General features: G+C 38.9%; 16 protein-coding genes and 1 pseudogene. 16 read left to right on the forward strand and 1 reads right to left on the reverse strand.

Going from position 1 to position 16,741, the window contains the following annotated elements:
- The first annotated feature begins 648 nt into the window (after positions 1-648).
- The 5 genes from ACTNES_RS04955 to ACTNES_RS04975 all read left to right on the forward strand — a co-directional run bounded on the left by ACTNES_RS04955 (position 649) and on the right by ACTNES_RS04975 (position 3,129).
- Positions 649-882 (forward strand): hypothetical protein, encoded by a 234-nt coding sequence (locus tag ACTNES_RS04955; protein ID WP_026650286.1) that lies wholly within the window; start codon positions 649-651, stop codon positions 880-882.
- Positions 866-1,282: a type II toxin-antitoxin system VapC family toxin gene (locus ACTNES_RS04960; protein WP_026650287.1), complete on the forward strand. Its 417-nt coding sequence runs from the start codon at positions 866-868 to the stop codon at positions 1,280-1,282. The genes ACTNES_RS04955 and ACTNES_RS04960 overlap by 17 nt, the downstream gene beginning before the upstream one ends.
- 724 nt (positions 1,283-2,006) lie before the next feature.
- Positions 2,007-2,294: a transposase gene (locus ACTNES_RS04965; RefSeq protein WP_441038685.1), complete on the forward strand. Its 288-nt coding sequence runs from the start codon at positions 2,007-2,009 to the stop codon at positions 2,292-2,294.
- 34 nt (positions 2,295-2,328) lie between these two features.
- Positions 2,329-2,676: an IS3 family transposase gene (locus ACTNES_RS04970; RefSeq protein ID WP_441038726.1), complete on the forward strand. Its 348-nt coding sequence runs from the start codon at positions 2,329-2,331 to the stop codon at positions 2,674-2,676.
- A gap of 9 nt (positions 2,677-2,685) precedes the next feature.
- Positions 2,686-3,129: a transposase gene (locus ACTNES_RS04975; protein ID WP_441038728.1), complete on the forward strand. Its 444-nt coding sequence runs from the start codon at positions 2,686-2,688 to the stop codon at positions 3,127-3,129.
- Between the two features lie 161 nt (positions 3,130-3,290).
- Here ACTNES_RS04975 and ACTNES_RS04980 read toward each other — a convergent pair whose 3' ends face one another.
- The gene (locus tag ACTNES_RS04980) at positions 3,291-4,127 is read right to left on the reverse strand and encodes a hypothetical protein (RefSeq protein ID WP_320813714.1); all 837 of its coding nucleotides are present in this window, start codon (positions 4,125-4,127) and stop codon (positions 3,291-3,293) included.
- A gap of 268 nt (positions 4,128-4,395) precedes the next feature.
- On the opposite strand from ACTNES_RS04980, the gene ACTNES_RS04985 reads away from it, so the two are divergent.
- The 11 genes and pseudogenes from ACTNES_RS04985 (at position 4,396) to ACTNES_RS05035 (ending at position 16,720) form a co-directional block, all read left to right on the forward strand.
- The gene (locus ACTNES_RS04985; RefSeq protein ID WP_441038687.1) at positions 4,396-5,775 is read left to right on the forward strand and encodes an IS4 family transposase; all 1,380 of its coding nucleotides are present in this window, start codon (positions 4,396-4,398) and stop codon (positions 5,773-5,775) included.
- A 103-nt stretch (positions 5,776-5,878) separates the two neighbouring features.
- Entirely contained in the window at positions 5,879-6,631 is a 753-nt protein-coding gene (locus ACTNES_RS04990; RefSeq protein WP_441038688.1) for a leucine-rich repeat domain-containing protein, read from the forward strand.
- 121 nt (positions 6,632-6,752) lie between these two features.
- The gene (locus ACTNES_RS04995; protein ID WP_216458652.1) at positions 6,753-6,905 is read left to right on the forward strand and encodes a hypothetical protein; all 153 of its coding nucleotides are present in this window, start codon (positions 6,753-6,755) and stop codon (positions 6,903-6,905) included.
- Between the two features lie 244 nt (positions 6,906-7,149).
- Positions 7,150-9,270, forward strand: coding sequence for a peptidase domain-containing ABC transporter (locus tag ACTNES_RS05000; RefSeq protein WP_441038689.1), 2,121 nt, complete (start codon positions 7,150-7,152; stop codon positions 9,268-9,270).
- 193 nt (positions 9,271-9,463) lie between these two features.
- The gene (locus ACTNES_RS05005) at positions 9,464-10,693 is read left to right on the forward strand and encodes a CHAP domain-containing protein (RefSeq protein ID WP_441038691.1); all 1,230 of its coding nucleotides are present in this window, start codon (positions 9,464-9,466) and stop codon (positions 10,691-10,693) included.
- Between the two features lie 280 nt (positions 10,694-10,973).
- Positions 10,974-12,119 (forward strand): heparan-alpha-glucosaminide N-acetyltransferase domain-containing protein, encoded by a 1,146-nt coding sequence (locus tag ACTNES_RS05010; RefSeq protein WP_441038693.1) that lies wholly within the window; start codon positions 10,974-10,976, stop codon positions 12,117-12,119.
- An 85-nt stretch (positions 12,120-12,204) separates the two neighbouring features.
- On the forward strand, positions 12,205-13,212 hold the full coding sequence (locus ACTNES_RS05015) for a DHH family phosphoesterase (RefSeq protein WP_441038695.1): 1,008 nt from the start codon (positions 12,205-12,207) through the stop codon (positions 13,210-13,212).
- Positions 13,213-13,335: 123 nt separating this feature from the next.
- Positions 13,336-14,136, forward strand: coding sequence for an HD domain-containing protein (locus ACTNES_RS05020; RefSeq protein ID WP_441038697.1), 801 nt, complete (start codon positions 13,336-13,338; stop codon positions 14,134-14,136).
- On the forward strand, positions 14,111-14,710 hold the full coding sequence (locus tag ACTNES_RS05025; protein ID WP_441038699.1) for a M48 family metallopeptidase: 600 nt from the start codon (positions 14,111-14,113) through the stop codon (positions 14,708-14,710). Before ACTNES_RS05020 ends, ACTNES_RS05025 begins: the two co-directional genes overlap by 26 nt.
- A gap of 178 nt (positions 14,711-14,888) precedes the next feature.
- Positions 14,889-16,115: pseudogene (locus tag ACTNES_RS05030) on the forward strand (endonuclease Q family protein); the annotation flags it as partial.
- 149 nt (positions 16,116-16,264) lie between these two features.
- Complete coding sequence (locus tag ACTNES_RS05035; protein ID WP_441038701.1) at positions 16,265-16,720, forward strand: metallophosphoesterase family protein; 456 nt, start codon at positions 16,265-16,267, stop codon at positions 16,718-16,720.
- Positions 16,721-16,741 lie beyond the last annotated feature (21 nt).

Genomic DNA, 16,741 nt, shown 5'->3' on the forward strand with positions numbered 1-16,741 from the left:
CGGAGCCTTCTTTTTAGGAATCTGTATTAATTACCCAAATGGATTATTTAACTTTAGCAGTTTCCAGATTTGACCACTTACTGAATACTTTGTTATCGTTTTCAGAAGCTGTTCTGTTCCAGGAATGTACTCCTGCATAATATGTTCCTGCAGGAATGTTCTTGAATACAGCTTTGCATACACCTGGTTTAACATTTAATTTTTTGTATGTTCCATACTGATATGGACGTGTCTCGCCATGTTCTTTCTTGGAACCTTTTCCAAGAACTACGTCATATCCTGTTGAGTTAGCGGATTCTTTGTATGTTACAGTGATTGTAGAACCCTTTGTCTTAACACTGAGAATTTCTGGTGTATCCGGTGATTAAAAATTTATTTTTAGGACAAAATTATATCGGAATATATATAAGAGAAATAGACTTATAACTATATTTTTTTTTTAGTAAATAATCTTTTTATAGTTATATGGAAATTTTGGTTGAAGATTTAGAGAAAATATAGTACTTTTCAAATTTTTAATATTTTTTATAATTCCTTTCATGGAAACATCATTAGGCATATGGTATATTGTTAGTAAGCAAATTCAACGTTATAAAAATTTTTACCAGATGTATGATATTTATTTAATTGTATGAAGGAGTGAGTTATATGACAAGACTTAGACAGGATGCAATCGAATTATTAGAACAGATGCCAGAGGATAAATTGATTTTTATGATACAGATTATGAAAGGCGTAAGGGGGCTTTATAAAGATGAAAATCAAGAAGCGAAAGATCTTGCCTTTGAAAGTTTGGAAAAATTACGGAAAAAATTTTCAGATTTAGATTATGATAAGGAATTGGCAGAATATAGGGAGGGCAAGTATGAGAATCTTAGTTGATACAAATATTCTATTAGATTATATATTGGATCGCGAACCTTATGGTGAAGCCGCACGATGTGTAGTTAAAGCCTGTAAAGATGGCACAATAAAAGGGTGTATTGCAGCACATTCTATATCCAATATGTTCTTTATTCTTAGAAAAGTATATGCCCCCGAAGAAAGAAGAATTTTATTAAAAAGTTTGTGTACTTTGTTTGAGGTGGAAAGCATTGATAAACGTAAGATTGAAAGAGCGCTTTTAAATAAAGAATTCTCAGATTTTGAAGATTGCCTTCAAATGGAATGTGCGTTATCGTTTGGAGCAGATTATATTGTTTCTAGAAATCCAAAAGATTTTCAGAATTCAAAGGTACCATGCATTGATCCAAAAGAGCTTGTAGTAAAAGAACACATTTAGCTTTGTTTCGATGTAATATTATAAGGGTATAAACAATCTGGCAGATTTTCTGATAAATAATAAGAAATTCAATGCCATAAAAGAGTTTAATTAGTGACATTTTATTTAGAGTAAAAAAAGAAAGACTCCAGTCGAAATGACTGGAGCTTTCTTTTTTAGGAATCTGTATTATTTACCCAAATGGATTATTTAACAGTAGCCTTTTTCAGGTTTGACCATGGGCTGAAGACTTTCTTTCCGTCTTCGGATGTTCTGTTGAATGCATGCATTCCAACTGTCCATGTTCCCTTTGGTACGTTCTTGAATGTTGCTGTTACTGTACCTTCTTTGAGGTTCAGTACTTTGTGAGCGCCATAGTTGTATGGACGTGTCTCACCGTTTTCTTTCTTGGAAGATGTTCCAAGTACTACGTCGTAACCAGTTGCGTTTGCAGCTGCTTTGTATGTTACTTTGATAGTAGATCCGCTTACTTTAACGTTTGTGATAACTGGAGCGTCCGGTGTGATAGCTGTTACAGAGAATGGATAAGCATTGGACCATTCGCCGAATACTTTCTTACCATTTTCATCACGTGTCCAAGCGTGGCAGTATGCATAGTATACACCCTGATCTACATATTTGAATGTAGTAGAAGTCTGTATAATGAACCCATAAATTAAGACAAAAAAATCGTTGTTTTTAAGTTGGATTTCCCCTATGATTTTATAGCGAAAGGAGTCTAACTATGGCAAGACAACAACATTCACCAGAGGAGAAATCCAAGCTTGTTCTTGAAGCAATTCGAGGCGAGCGTACCATCAATGAGATTGCTGCTGAGAACAATATTCATCCGAATATGCTTTCAAAGTGGAAGCGGGAAGCAGAAACTCAACTGTATACACTGTTCCAGGACAACTCATCCAAAGAACGTAAGGCTAAAAAAGCACGCGAAGCTGAGATCAACGATCTATATGCTCAGATTGGCAAGCTCACCACTCAAAACGAGTGGTTGAAAAAAAAATCTGGTTTCTGAACTTAGCGTACCGGAACGCCGCCTGCTTGTGGATATGAATGGATCAACTCTTCCCATTTCCGTACAGGCCAGCCTTCTGGGACTTAATAGAAGCGGGCTCTATTATCAGCCGGCTCCACATTCCACAGAAGATCTGTACATTAAGCAGTTGATTGACAAAATCTATACCCGATACCCAATGTATGGATATCGCCGTATTTGCTGGTATCTTAATGAAAAAGAGCATTATCCGATCAATCACAAAGCAGTCCTTCGGCATATGCGGGAAATGGGCATACAGGCCGTATATCCACGGCAAAATACAAGCAGACTGGAGCCGACCAATAAAATATATCCCTACCTACTGAAAGGGCTTAAAATCGACCATCCTGATCAGGTTTGATCCATCGACATTACCTATATACCAGTCAAAACAGATTGGCTTTATTTGGTGGCAATCATCGATTGGTACTCACGGTTTGTGCTGCATTGGCAGCTGAGTGACACCATGGAAATAGGATTTGTTCTGGATACCAGCCACAAAGCATTGAAGGTATCCAGGCCTGAGATCATGAATTCTGACCAGGGAAGTCATTTTACAAGCCCCAAATTCACACAGATTTTTCTGGATGCCGGATCCAGGATCAGTATGGATCACCGTGGTCGTGCCTACGACAATATATTTGTGGAAAGGCTCTGGCGAACCATAAAATATGAGGATGTGTATCCAAATGCATATGAGACACCAAGAGACGCACGTATCGGTATCAATAATTACATGAACTTTTATAATCACGAGCGTCCACACTCACGGTTAAAATACCGCACGCCAGAGGAAGTCTACTGGGACAGGTAATCATCCTGTCTCTCCCTCCCCGAAGGGTAAGCGCGGATATATGAACTGTAAAGGGTTCCTCCGGAAGCTGCCAGGCAGCACACCCTTGACAGTTCATATATCCACACTTAGTGGGTAAACAAGGGAGATAAAGGATGGGATTATCCCTTCCTAAATCCAACTTAATTTTTTTTAAAAAGTGTCTTGACAAATGGGTTCACTTTACGTTTGTTAATTATAAAAGGTGCTTTAATCTGTCCTGTATATCCTGCTTTGTCTACAGTAGCAACAACCTGAAGTGTTTTTCCAGCAGGTGTAGCATTTACAAGATCGTCTCCCTCATATGTATACTTAAAGTCATTATATGAAAGACCTGAAATACCAGCAATTGTAAATCCAGCAATCTGAGTATCACTAAATGCCACCTGTTTACCAGTATAAGCTACAGTTGCGCCACCAAGATTTAATGTCGCAGATGAAACATCTACACTCTTAATTTCAATGCCTTCAATTGTAGTTTTAAATCCAGCATTAGCACCCGTTCCTGTAATCTCTACAGATACAATATGACCAGCATCAGTAGATACAAAAGTAGCTGATGTTAATTTACTATTTAAATCAGCAACACTTGTAGCACTTCCAGTATAAGTTCCTGAATGACCAACAACTTCTTTGCCATCAATACGAACTTTATAATCAAAGTTTGCAACATCAGTGCTACCATCTTTAAGATCACCAGATACAACCAAAGCGCCTGTCCAATTTGCTAATGTTAATTTAGGTGCAGTTGCAGTTGCAACATCTGTCACGTCAGTAGTATTTTCTACAACCGGAGCTTCTGTAGCATCATCAGAAAATGTTTCAGCAGCCGGAGCTTCAGTCTCAACGGCAGCATCAGTACCATCGCTGAACTCAGCAGCCCATACCGGCACATTAGAAGTAGCAAGCATTGCAACAACAAGTGACATACTTAATGTCTTTTTTGCCATGCCCTTCTTTGTGTTTTTAATCTTTGTCATGATTATAGTTCCCCTTTGGGTGATGTACAGGTTGTTTTTATGGAAATTTTCGTATCCAGAATAGTTTTCGAGATTGCAGAGTATATAAGATATATCATTTATAATTATGTTTTTTGTGGGTTTTTATATTTAACTTAAACTTCCCACACCTTTAAGGTGTGCTGAACCTTGAAAATTCAATATTTCAGCCAATAAAAAAGGCATAAATACATTCCGTTTGGTATAATGGAATTGTCGAGAAACCATTTTTACAAAGGAGATTTATGCCATGTCCATTTTAACACAGAATAGCACTAATGAGGTAGCATTACTTGACTGTATTCAGAGATTTTTTTCAAGACATCATGTAGGTGAGCTTTTGAAAAAATGTAATGGGACAAAAGAGAAAGGTGTTCCTGCTATTTCTCTTCTGAGATACAAACTTGGCAACATCTTTGCAGGTCGCAGCATGTATATGCAGCAACGCACTGGATCTTTTCGTGAAGATTTCTCCAAGAATACCTTTTATCGTTTCCTGAACTCTTCAAAGACTAACTGGCTCCGTTTTACCTCGCTTCTTGCTGCTGATATCGTCAACAACGATATCAAAAAACTGACAGATGAATCCAGGAAAAATGTCTTTATCATTGATGATAGTCTTTTCAATCGTACCAGTTGTAAGAAGACCGAGCTTGGTTCTAAAGTCTTCGATCACACTGACATGAACTACAAAAAGGGCTACCGTATGCTTACATTAAGCTGGAGTGATGGAAACACGCTGATCCCTGTAAACAGTTGTCTTCTGGCTTCATCTAAGGAGTCCAACGTGATTGGTCCAACGAAGGCATTTGATAAAAGAACAATTGCCGGAAAACGTTGGAAACTTGCTCAAACAAAAGCACCGGAGGCCATGATGACTCTTCTGGATACTGCAACCACGGCCGGATTATCTGCTGATTATGTCCTTTTTGATTCCTGGTTTTCCAATCCATCCCAGATAACAGATATTAAATCAAAAGGGATGGACGTAATCGCCATGATCAAGAAGAGTTCACGCATCAAGTATGAATACTGTGGAGAGCAGCTCAATATCAAGGAAATTTATTCCAGAAACAAGAAACGCAGAGGAAGATCAAAATATCTGCTTTCCGTTGATGTAAAGATTGGAAAAGAAAATCCGATTCCGGCTAAAATCGTCTGTGTCAGGAATAAGGCTAACCGTAAGGATTGGCTTGCTTTTGTATGCACCGATACAGATCTTTCCGAAGAAGAGGTCATCCGTATCTATGGAAAACGCTGGCAGATTGAAGTGTTTTTCAAAACCTGTAAGTCCATGCTTAATCTTATCGGCGAGTGCCATAGCTTATCATATGATGCGCTGACTGCTCATACAGCAATCGTGTTTACCAGATATATGCTGCTTGCGATGGAGCAGCGACAAAACGAAGATCAACGCACATTAGGTAAATTATTCTTTTTCCTTGTAGACGAAATGGCAGATATTACTTTCTGTCGCTCCCTTGGCATCCTGATGGATGCTTTAAAGGCAAGCCTTCAGGAGATTCTGAAATTAAGTGACGAACAGATATCCGCTTTCGCTTCTGATTTTGAATCCAGACTGCCAGAATATCTGCGCAATGCGCTTCATCCACAGGTTAAGGTGGCATAAATCGTTATTTTGTTAGCTGAAATATTGAATTTTCATGGTGCAAAGCCCATTTTGGGTATGGGAAGTCTTAGTAAATTAAGCAGATGATCGAGAAATGTCTTTGTTGTTAAACGAAGTACAAAATGAGGATAAATCAATCATCCAATGGGAAGATGAAAACTTTGGAGAGTCCATATGCAAAGCTTTTGGGAAGGACAATGTAACTTATACAGATATTGAATCTGTAACGGGAATTGATATAGACTCTCAGTATGTAGTAAGAGTATATTCAGAAAATAAAGAAAATGAATATGTGTTTAAGACAAATGACGGTGAATGTGTAATGCTTGCGCCACAGGAGTTTACGACATTAAATGATCTGAAAAAGTTTCCGAATCTTCGAAAGTTGTATTTAAGAGAATGTAGAGTAGAAAATAATGAAGCACTGGGAGAGGTAGTGGGATTGGAACAATTGAGTCTGGATGGATATGCAATAGATTCGCTTGATGTTTTAGATGGTTTGACTACGTTAACAGATTTGACGGTTACTAGAGCGGATCTTGGAAGTTTGCAACCATTAACAGGAATGACAGAAATGAAAAATTTATGGTTAAGCAGTGATAATATTACGGATATTGACGCTTTGTCCGGGCTTGTCAATTTAGAAGAACTGGTACTGTATGGAAATCAGATAAAGGATATATCAGCTCTGAAAGATCTTAAGAAACTTGAAAAATTAAATTTGGACGGAAATCTAATAGAGGATGTAGAACCCTTAGCCGACATGACAAATCTTAAGGAGTTATATCTGCAGGATAATCCGATTAAGAATATGGATTCACTCAAAAATCTTACAGGAACAGAAATAAACAATTGAAAAAATAAAATTTTCCTCCGTTTTCATAACAAATATGTATTTCCCAAAAGCTACAATAGGCTTATCAAAAGAAAACAAAAGCCAAACATTTTTGGAAATTAAAAATCAGGAGGAAAAGAATATGAGAGAAGTATCTAAGGAAGAAATGAGAGAGGTAGCAGCAGGAAAGTGGAAATGTAATAAATGTGGTAAGAAATTTACATTTTGGATTCAGCTCTGGTCATGGGGATGTCACGGATGTAATAATTTCAAATATCGTTGGGTTTTATTCTAATACATGGATTGACAGACTGTGCCAGCAGCCATATAGAATGTATTAGCATTACTTTAAGGGGGCAAGATGTTTGCCTCCTTATGTTTTGCTCTGGCAGGTAATATTTTTTGAGTGGTAATTTGTATTGTAATTGTAAAAAAATATGCAGGAATGAGTGGAAATTTGGTATACTGAATTTGGTATAGAGCTGCGTAGCGAAGCAGATAAATTGAGAGACAAATACAGGGGAAGGATAAGACTGGTTATGAAATACATCAGACAATATGACGAGATGACATGCGGTGTAACATGCATTGCAAATATATTGATCCATTATGGAGAAGAAAATGTTGACATCAGCAAACTGATCGAGATATCCAAAACAGATAAAAATGGCGCGAATCTCTATGGAATAGCAGAGACTCTGGAAATTCTGGGATTTCAGGCGAAAGTTCTGAAGGGGTCTTCGGAAGAGTTTTTTAAGGCAGTCAGGGACAATGAGATATTGCTGCCGTGCATCATTCACACAAACAGCGAGAACAATGTAATGCATTATGTGATCGTCAGAGAAGTAAAGAGCAACAAAGTCAGTATTCATGATCCTGCGAAGGGAAATATCAGTATTTCTTATGAAGAATTCAACGATTTATTTACCGGATATGTTGTTAATATAAAAAATCCGGAAAACCGAAAGAAAGCATTTAGCAGAACTTCCGTCAGGAAACAGTCTTCCTTTATGGAGTTAATGCCGCAGAATAAATGGGCGATTATATCAACGGTTTTATTTTCACTGGTGATAGCTGGAATTGGAATTCTGGGAACTGGGATTTTTGAGCTGATCATTGACCGTCCGGGTGAAGTGAATCTGAAAATGATCATGATCGCATTGGCAGTGTTATATCTCTTTCAGGCATGCGTACAGATTGGCAGAACATTGATCATGTCCAAAATGTCCAGAAGAATCGATAATGTGTTACATAAGAAATATAATGAAGCCATTACCTATTTATCTTCTGAGAAATTAAGAATCCGGACAACGGGAGATTATCTGGCAAGATTTAATGAATTAACCACAGTCAGAGATGCAGTTTCCAGTGTGGTACTGGTTATGTTTGTTGATGGGATCATTATTCTGGGAAGTGGTGCTACATTATGGAGAATGAACAGCAAATTATTCCTGGCAAATGTAATTATTATGCTGATCTATGTTGGAGTTATGTTCATTTTCAGAGGGCCTATCAGCAGAAGCAACAATGAAGTAATGGAGAACAGCTCAGAGGCGCAGGGATATGTCAAAGAGTGTATTGACGGTGAAGAAACGATCAAAACTTTAAATGTTAAGAACTATATCTTTGCAAAGCAGACTGCAAAGAGTGATAAACTGACAGGAAGTTTTTATACAGCAGGAATGATAGAACAGATTCAGGAAACGATTGTTTCTGCAATAGACAGTATGGGATTACTGATCGTGTTGGGAATGGGTATTTTATATGTAGGAATGGGCGTTATGACTATCGGTGAAGTGATCACGTTTTATTCCTTATCAGCATATTTTTCCAATCCGTTGAAGAACATTGCCAATCTCCAGCCAATCCTGCAGGAGGGAAAAATTGCGCAGAAGAGACTGGATGATATCATTGGGCTGTCAAAAGAAGCAGCAGATGGTGCTCCTTTTGAAGAAAAAATTAATAAAATTGAACTGAAAAATATTGATTTCAGATATGGAAATGGAAAGAAGATTTTGGATCATGTCAGCATTTCAGTTCGGGGAACGCAGAGGATCGCACTTGTGGGTGAATCAGGAAGTGGAAAGAGTACAATCACAAAGATCCTGGAGGGGTTATATACCCCAGAGAACGGAGAAATTCTTATTAATGGAAAGAATCTGCAGGGATATTCTCTGGAGAGTTACCGAAGCAAGATTGGCGTTGTCAGTCAGGATAATTTCTTATTCTCTGATACGATAAAGAATAATCTGCTTCTGGGAAGAGATATTACTGAGGAACAGATGATCGAAGCATGCAAAAAGTGCAATATTCATGAGATGATCGAGGAGCTTCCATTCGGCTATGATACAGTTCTGGAAGAAGGCGGAAAGAATTTATCCGGCGGTCAGCGCCAGAGATTATGCATCGCCAGAGCAATTCTTGGAAAACCGGAATTTCTGATCATGGATGAATCCACGTCAAGCCTTGACCGTCATTCTGAGAGAATTATTATTCAGTTAATAGAAGATTTACAGCTTCCATGTCTGATGGTAACACATAGGAAAAATGTTCTGAAGAGCTGCGAATATGTGTATTTTCTGAAGAAGGGAATTGTAGCCGGGGAAGGAACCTATGAGGAACTGATGGAGACGAATGAAGAATTTTCCAAGGTAATCTAAACAAGCTACATAGAGCAGTAAATGATGGATGTCAGGGGATAAAAACTCTGGCATCTTTTTTCTTGAAAATTTTTGCAAAAATCCTTTGTAAAAAAACAAATCTGTATTCCGGGAACTGTACAATAGGCTTATCAAAAGAAAAAAGTTATAACTTTTATCAAAATCTATTAAAGAATACAGAAGGAAGTTAATTATGAAGGCAAAGGAAGTTATGAAAAAAATCACATTATCACTGGTAGCAGCATCAATGCTCTTAACAGCAATTCCGGCATCTGCAGCGGAGTTTTCCGATGGTGGAGAATATGAAAGCAGCCTGGAGATGGACAGTAGCAGCACTGAACAGGCGTCTACAGAATTTTCTGATGGTGCAGGAGATGATACTTCAGATGTAAATGATACGCCAAATGTAGATGACACACCGGATGTAGAAGATGAGAATGAATTGTCGGCAAATAGTTACAGCTCTTATGCATGGGAGTACGAAAGCCTTCCGGCAGCTACAAAAAAGAACTGTGTTTCATTTGCGAGATACAAAGTTCCGTCACTGCCAGGTGGATTATTAACCTATCAGAATAAGGTAAACATTATTAACAGTCATGTGGCTCGTGTCGGTGCAATTGCAATTACAAGAGGTAATTCATCCTATGGACATGTTGCTTATGTAGAAGCTGTCAATGGAAATAATGTCACAACTTTAAATGGTGGATGGGGCAATGGACAGCACATTGGAAGATGGACAGGTACAGAAAGTGAGCAGGGAATTGTAGGATACTGGTATCCGGCATATATGAATACTTCCGTAAATGTAAGCTGGAGTGAGTGGGAAGTTGGAACTACTCAGACCAATTCTACGATTTATTCCAAGATTACGACATCACAGAGAGTTCATTTCACAGGTGCAGGAGTGAGCATTTGGGATGCATCCGGAAGACTGATCAAACAGAAATCCGAAACAACAAGCGTTAACAATACTTATATGAATATCTGGTATAATGTGAACAGCGAACTGGGAATGACCTTATCACCAGGCTCCAGTTATACATATCAGATGTATGCTGATTTTGGCGGAAAACGTTACTATGGAAACAAGAAAACATTCAGAACTGTAAGCGCTCCGGCTTCAACGAACAACAGCAATAATACCCGTGTTGTCACACCAAATCCAACTGTCACAAGTACAAACAGCAGACAGGTTCAGGTAAGCTGGAGCAGATATAACAGTGCTGACAGATATCAGTTACAGTATTGCTACAACCGCTTTTTCCTTGGTGCAGGCAATAAATATATGTCAGGAAACAGACTTTATATCAATGGTGTAAGAAGCAGAAGCTACTATTACGTAAGAGTTCGTTCTTACAGACAGATTAACGGAAGAACAGTATATTCTGCATGGAGCAGTGTGAAGAGTGTAAGAGTAAAATAAAAAAGCTACAGATAAGAGGCAGGCTACTGTTCAGGTAAGCTGGATTTAGGAAAAAAGAGAAGAATGCCGGGAGATATAAATCCCGGCATCGTTATTGAGTTATTATTCCACCTATGCTAAACTATCCATATGATATCAGGGTCAAAAGGACAAAGATTTATTCGTGCCTGCACGATAAGAAGTTTGAATCTGTGATCTGTTAAACATGAGAAAAATGAGACATTGAATTTCGTATCTGAAAGGAGAGATATTCAGGGATTGTTCTCGGGAGGAGGTTCCGATGGCGGGAGGAAAAATGAAAAATATGATATCTTTGAAGGACCAGGAAGTGAATGTAGGACGGCAGAGGGAACTTGATTTGGTAAAAGGTTTCCTGATGATCATGATCGTATTTATCCATTCATTCCAGACGATAGCAGGGGCGGAAGCAGCAGAGTCAAGTGTACATAAAATTATGTTTGCGTTGTTCATGCCGACAGGTGCCTGCCTGTATCTGTTTACTATGGGATTTGGAAGTGCTTTTACAAGACATTCCCAGCCTAAGGATATGGTGAAAAATGGCGTAAAGCTGTTATTCTATCAGGGTTTAAGTAATTTATGTTATGCAGCAATAATGACAATTTGCTTCAACATAAGAAATTCTATTACCGGTGAAGCAGCAGGCAGTAGAGAATTGTATAATGCAAATCTGTATTCTATGCTTACATTTGTAAATATATTCTTCATAGCTGGTATGTGTTATCTTGTGCTTGCAATATACAGGAAGTTAAATGTAAAACTGAGTGGATATATCATAAGTGCTGTAATAGTAGGAATTATCTCTCCGTTTACAGGTTTATTGGTTTCTGATAATCCGGCACTTAACTGGATTTTAGATATGACTTTTGGTGGAAAAGGTGAAACAAGCTTCTGCTTTTTCCCATATCTGAGTTATGTATTTCTTGGGTATGTTTTTGGAAAGGTGATCCGGAGAGTACCTGAAAATGAAAAAGGAAATTTCTACAAAAAAAGTGGAGTTGTATGTGGAACTGTAGCAGTAGTATGGTTTATCTGCTGTATCGTATTGCACCCGGGCATTGAAGGATTCTTTAATTATATGATAGGCCAGTACAGAGTGCCGGGGCTTGCAAAAGTAACAGGAAGTTTCTGCAGTATTATCCTTGTATTCGCAATTGCATTCTGGATCATGCCGATAATGGAAAAATGGAAATTCGGATATAACAAACTGTGCTATTTTTCAAAACAGATATCTAAGATGTATGCAGTACATATAGGAGTCTATTGGGTGATAGGTGGTTTTGCTGCGTTTTACGAATTTGGTGTAAAAGGATGTCTGATATTGTCAGTAATCGTGCTGATAGCAACAGATTTGATCGTGCAGGGATATCTTATAGTTACAGACAAAATAAAAAGCAAAAAAGGGTAATGTAGGAAAGCTCTGACAGAAGTTGATTTTGTCAGAGCTGTTTCATTAGAGAAAGATTAGCCTATTGAAAAGGAGGCAGATAACGATGTTTAATTTTGATTCTACATTTAAAGAGATGATGCAGTCCCATAATCTTGGTACAGTTATAATTCTGGGGCATATGAATCCAGACGGAGATGCGGCCGGATCTGTGATGAGCCTTGCTCATTATATTCATGTGAATTATCCTCAGTATAAAGTAATACCGTATCTGGCAGAGACTCTGGAACGCGGACCGAAGAAACTGGTACTGGAAGATAAAGTATTTACTCCTTTTGAGAAACCGGATACAGATGGGAAACCATATTGTGTGATCGTATGTGACAATGCGACATTGAAACGAATGGTCGGACTGGAATATTTTCGGGCAGCAGCTGCGAGTATTGTTGTTGACCATCATGCTTCTAATGAAGGATATGGAGATGTGAATTGGACAAAAGTTTCGGAGGCGTGTGCAGAGAATGTCTATCATATGCTGGATAAAGATTTGCTGAGAAAAGCAGCAGAAGCAGAGACACATCCGACAGCAGCAGACTATATTTATCTTGGAATTCTTCACGATACCGGTGCAATGGCAAGAGCGAACAGAGGTATTTTACTGGCATTGTCAGACTTGCTTTCCATGGGTGTGGATCATCAGGAACTTATGAAGACCATGAACTGCGATACATTGGATATTTTAAATAAAAGGGGCGAGCTGGTCCGCAGCGCGAAACGTGTTCTGGATGGAAATGTGGCATATGTAATGATCAATGAGAAAGAACGGGATGAGAAGAAAATAGAATATGAAGATTTCCGCAAGATCGGAAGCATTCTCAGAGACTGTGAAGATATTAAACTTGGATTTACCATGTATGAAGAAAGCAAAAACGTATGGAGATGTTCATTCCGCTCAGATGGAAAATGGATTGATGTGAATGAACTTTTGCAGTTTTTTGGTGGCGGAGGACATGTCTCTGCAGCAGGATTGAAATATAGAACCGATAATGTGGAAGATCTTAAAAAACAGATCCTGGACAGGGTGGCAGAGATGACAGCAACAGTAAAAAGGTAAGAACGCTAAAAGTGTGTTATACTAATGTTCGGAGAGGTTGATTCTTCAAGAAACTATTTTGTCCGTACATTAATGTAAGATAAAAATGTCGGATAAAATGTTGAGAAAGGATTTTGAATATAAATGGAAAGTTTAGATTTAACAAAAGATTTTGATGCAGCGAAGGCGGCTTTTGAAGCATATTTGGATGAATATGACCGTAAGGATGACAAGATTCATCTGAAGATTGTACATACTTATGGTGTAGTAGATGATGCAGAAGAAATTAGCAGAAGAATGGGACTTGCAGAAGAGGATGTGCAGTTGGCAAAGGTGATCGGATTATTGCATGATATTGGAAGATTTGAGCAGATTAAGAGATTCGACAGCTTTGAACCGGGAACTATGGAGCATGCGGCATATGGTGCACAGCTCCTGTTCGGACCGGAGAAAATGATCCGCAGATTTGTAAAAGATGACAGGTTTGATGATCTGATCTGTACAGCAATTGAGAAGCACAGTGACTTCAAACTGGAAGGAATTACTGATGAGAGAACATTACTTCACGCGAAACTGATCCGTGATGCGGACAAGCTGGATAATTGCAGAGTGAAGCTGGAAGAAGTAATGGAAACACTTCTCGGAGTAGATGAAAAAGGTGCAGGAGAGGGCGTGATTGCACCGAAAGTATGGGCATCCTGCATGGCAAAAGAATCTGTACTGTCTTCTGATCGTGTTTCTAAAGTAGACTATTGGGTTTCCTATATTGCACAGTATTATGACATTAATTTCCCGGAAACCTATGAGATTATGCGTGAGCATGATTATGTGAAAAAGATTGCAGACAGAGTTCCTTATGCATTGCCGGAAACTCAGGAGAAGATGGATATTCTGGTAGCAGAGATGGAAAAATATATGGATGAAAGAATCAGCAATGGCAGATAAAACAGAGAAAACTCAGGAGAGATTTACCTGTGGAGAATTTGAATATCAGGTAATAAGAAGCGCCAGAAAGACTATGACACTGGAAGTCCGCAGAGATGGAAATGTGATTGTCCGTGCCCCGCTTCGAACCAGATTGCCGCGCATTAAAAGATTTGTCAACCAAAAACAGGAATGGGTTCTGGGATGTCTGGAACGTACAAAAGAATACCGGGAACAGACGCCGCTGAGTGCAGATCTGAGTGAAGCAAAGAGAAATGTTTATATACGAAAAACAAAGGAAACAATCACAAAAAGAGTAGCTTACTTTGCAAAATTAATGGGCGTTTCTTACCGGAATATCACCATCAGAGAACAGAAAACAAGATGGGGAAGCTGTAGCAGCGAGAAGAATCTGAACTTCAACTGGAAACTCATACTTGCACCGCCGGAAGTGTTGGATTATGTGGTGGTTCATGAGCTCTGCCATCTGAAGGAAATGAACCATTCGAAGGCATTTTGGGACGAAGTCGGAAAAGTAATGCCGGATTATGAGGCACATAAATTGTGGTTGAAAGAGAATGGTTGGAAATTATAAATGTAGATTTGCATCTATATGATATTGTGTGTATAAAAAAGAAACGAGCAAGCCGCTTTAGCTAAAGCTGTACGGTTGTAAACTTCGTTTCTATTAATATCTTATTTAAAAAATGGTGAAATGTCAATAATTTATGCTGCCATTATGACAACGTTAAAATATCAAGAGGTAATTAAGAATGAAAATGATAGGAGATCTGCACATTCATTCCAGATTTTCCATGGCAACGAGTAAGGAGGGCACTCCTGAGAATATGGATTTCTGGGCGAGAAAGAAAGGAATTTCTCTGATAGGAACAGGTGACTTCACACATCCGGTATGGAGAGAAGAATTGAGAGAAAGACTGAAGCCAGAAGGTAATGGTCTGTATCGACTCAGAGATGAATATGTGAGAGAAGAGAGCAGAAAGTTTCCAGGAGAAGGAACTCGCTTTGTTGTTTCCGGTGAAATCAGTTCTATTTATAAGAAAAATGGAAAAACCAGAAAAGTGCACAATGTAATCCTACTTCCAAGTCTGGAAGCAGCAGATGCCATGGCTCAGCGCTTGGAGAAAATCGGAAATATTCATTCAGATGGCCGACCAATCCTGGGGTTAGACAGTCATGATCTTCTGGAAATGAGGCTGGATGTCTGTCCGGAAGGAATTCTGATTCCGGCACATATCTGGACACCGCATTTTTCGGTTCTTGGTGCGAAATCAGGATTTGATTCTGTAGAGGAATGCTTTGAAGAACTGACACCATATGTACATGCACTGGAAACCGGACTTTCCTCTGACCCAGCTATGAACTGGAGAATTTCCAAACTGGACCGCTATCAGCTTGTATCCAATTCAGATGCACATTCCCCGTCCAAGCTGGGGCGAGAGGCAAACCTCTTGGATATTGATTGTTCCTATGAGGGTCTTTATCAGGCAATCCAGACAGGTGAAGGATTAGAAGGCACAGTAGAATTTTTTCCAGAAGAGGGAAAATACCATTTTGATGGACACCGAAAATGTGGTGTATCATTAAGCCCGGTAGAAGCGGAACGCCTTGGAGGAATCTGCCCTGTCTGCGGAAAGAAATTGACGATGGGTGTAGATCACCGAGTAGAACAGCTTGCAGACAGAGCCGAAGGTTTTGTAAAAGAAGACGGCAAAAAATATGAAAGCCTTGTACCTCTGCCGGAAGTAATCTCTGCATGTATGGGATATTCCACTGCAAGCAAGAAAGTGCAGGGATGCTTTGAACAAATGCTCCAGACACTGGGAACAGAATATGACATCCTGAGAAACGTACCGGCAGAAGATATCAAATCCTGCGCTGGAGAACGGATCGCAGAAGGAATTGAGAATGTAAGAACCGGAAATGTGAAGAGAATCCCAGGGTATGATGGGGAATATGGAAAGATACAACTGTTTGATGAAAATTAAATATGAAATTAATGAAACCTGAAAAATGAATTGCATGTAATCGTATATAAAATTTGTGGAATGTTTTGAAGGGATTAAATGTGAGTTATTTTTGGGGTTAGTAATCTGTTCGTAGAGAATGATTAGTGAGGAAATGGCATATGAAAAAAATAGGAATTATCTCAGACACTCACGGTCTGCTCAGACCGGAAATCCTGGAAATTTTAAAAGACTGTGACTGCATTATCCACGCAGGTGACGTAAACAAACCGGAAATCCTGGATACACTGCGCATGATGGGTTCCATTTATGTAGTCCGCGGAAACAACGACAAAGACTGGGCAGAAGGAATCGCGAAAACCTTACACTTCACCATAGAAGGCGTAAAATTTTTTATGACCCACAATAAAAAAGACGTAGACTGGGACTTGAAAGATACGCAGATAGTAATCTTTGGACACACCCATAAATATTTCGAAAAAATGATAGACAACCGCCTATGGCTAAACCCGGGAAGCTGCGGCCCCAGACGCTTCGACCAGGAAATCACCATGGCAGTAATGACAGTCGACAATGGAACCTATCAGTGGGAAAAAATCGCTATGATTCCTGAATAATAAACTCAAGACAAAAAAGAT

It is taken from the genome of Blautia sp. HCP3S3_D9 (genome assembly GCF_052063845.1).
Classification (GTDB): Bacteria; Bacillota; Clostridia; order Lachnospirales; family Lachnospiraceae; genus Blautia_A.

Bases quoted from the DNA above. Each gene is read 5' to 3' on its own strand.
- ACTNES_RS04955 (WP_026650286.1), top strand. From the start codon at position 649: ATGACAAGACTTAGACAGGATGCAATCGAATTATTAGAACAGATGCCA.
- ACTNES_RS04960 (WP_026650287.1), top strand. From the start codon at position 866: ATGAGAATCTTAGTTGATACAAATATTCTATTAGATTATATATTGGAT.
- ACTNES_RS04965 (WP_441038685.1), top strand. From the start codon at position 2,007: ATGGCAAGACAACAACATTCACCAGAGGAGAAATCCAAGCTTGTTCTT.
- ACTNES_RS04970 (WP_441038726.1), top strand. From the start codon at position 2,329: ATGAATGGATCAACTCTTCCCATTTCCGTACAGGCCAGCCTTCTGGGA.
- ACTNES_RS04980 (WP_320813714.1), bottom strand. From the start codon at position 4,127: ATGACAAAGATTAAAAACACAAAGAAGGGCATGGCAAAAAAGACATTA.
- ACTNES_RS04985 (WP_441038687.1), top strand. From the start codon at position 4,396: ATGTCCATTTTAACACAGAATAGCACTAATGAGGTAGCATTACTTGAC.
- ACTNES_RS04995 (WP_216458652.1), top strand. From the start codon at position 6,753: ATGAGAGAAGTATCTAAGGAAGAAATGAGAGAGGTAGCAGCAGGAAAG.
- ACTNES_RS05000 (WP_441038689.1), top strand. From the start codon at position 7,150: ATGAAATACATCAGACAATATGACGAGATGACATGCGGTGTAACATGC.
- ACTNES_RS05005 (WP_441038691.1), top strand. From the start codon at position 9,464: ATGAAGGCAAAGGAAGTTATGAAAAAAATCACATTATCACTGGTAGCA.
- ACTNES_RS05010 (WP_441038693.1), top strand. From the start codon at position 10,974: ATGGCGGGAGGAAAAATGAAAAATATGATATCTTTGAAGGACCAGGAA.
- ACTNES_RS05015 (WP_441038695.1), top strand. From the start codon at position 12,205: ATGTTTAATTTTGATTCTACATTTAAAGAGATGATGCAGTCCCATAAT.
- ACTNES_RS05020 (WP_441038697.1), top strand. From the start codon at position 13,336: ATGGAAAGTTTAGATTTAACAAAAGATTTTGATGCAGCGAAGGCGGCT.
- ACTNES_RS05025 (WP_441038699.1), top strand. From the start codon at position 14,111: ATGAAAGAATCAGCAATGGCAGATAAAACAGAGAAAACTCAGGAGAGA.
- ACTNES_RS05035 (WP_441038701.1), top strand. From the start codon at position 16,265: ATGAAAAAAATAGGAATTATCTCAGACACTCACGGTCTGCTCAGACCG.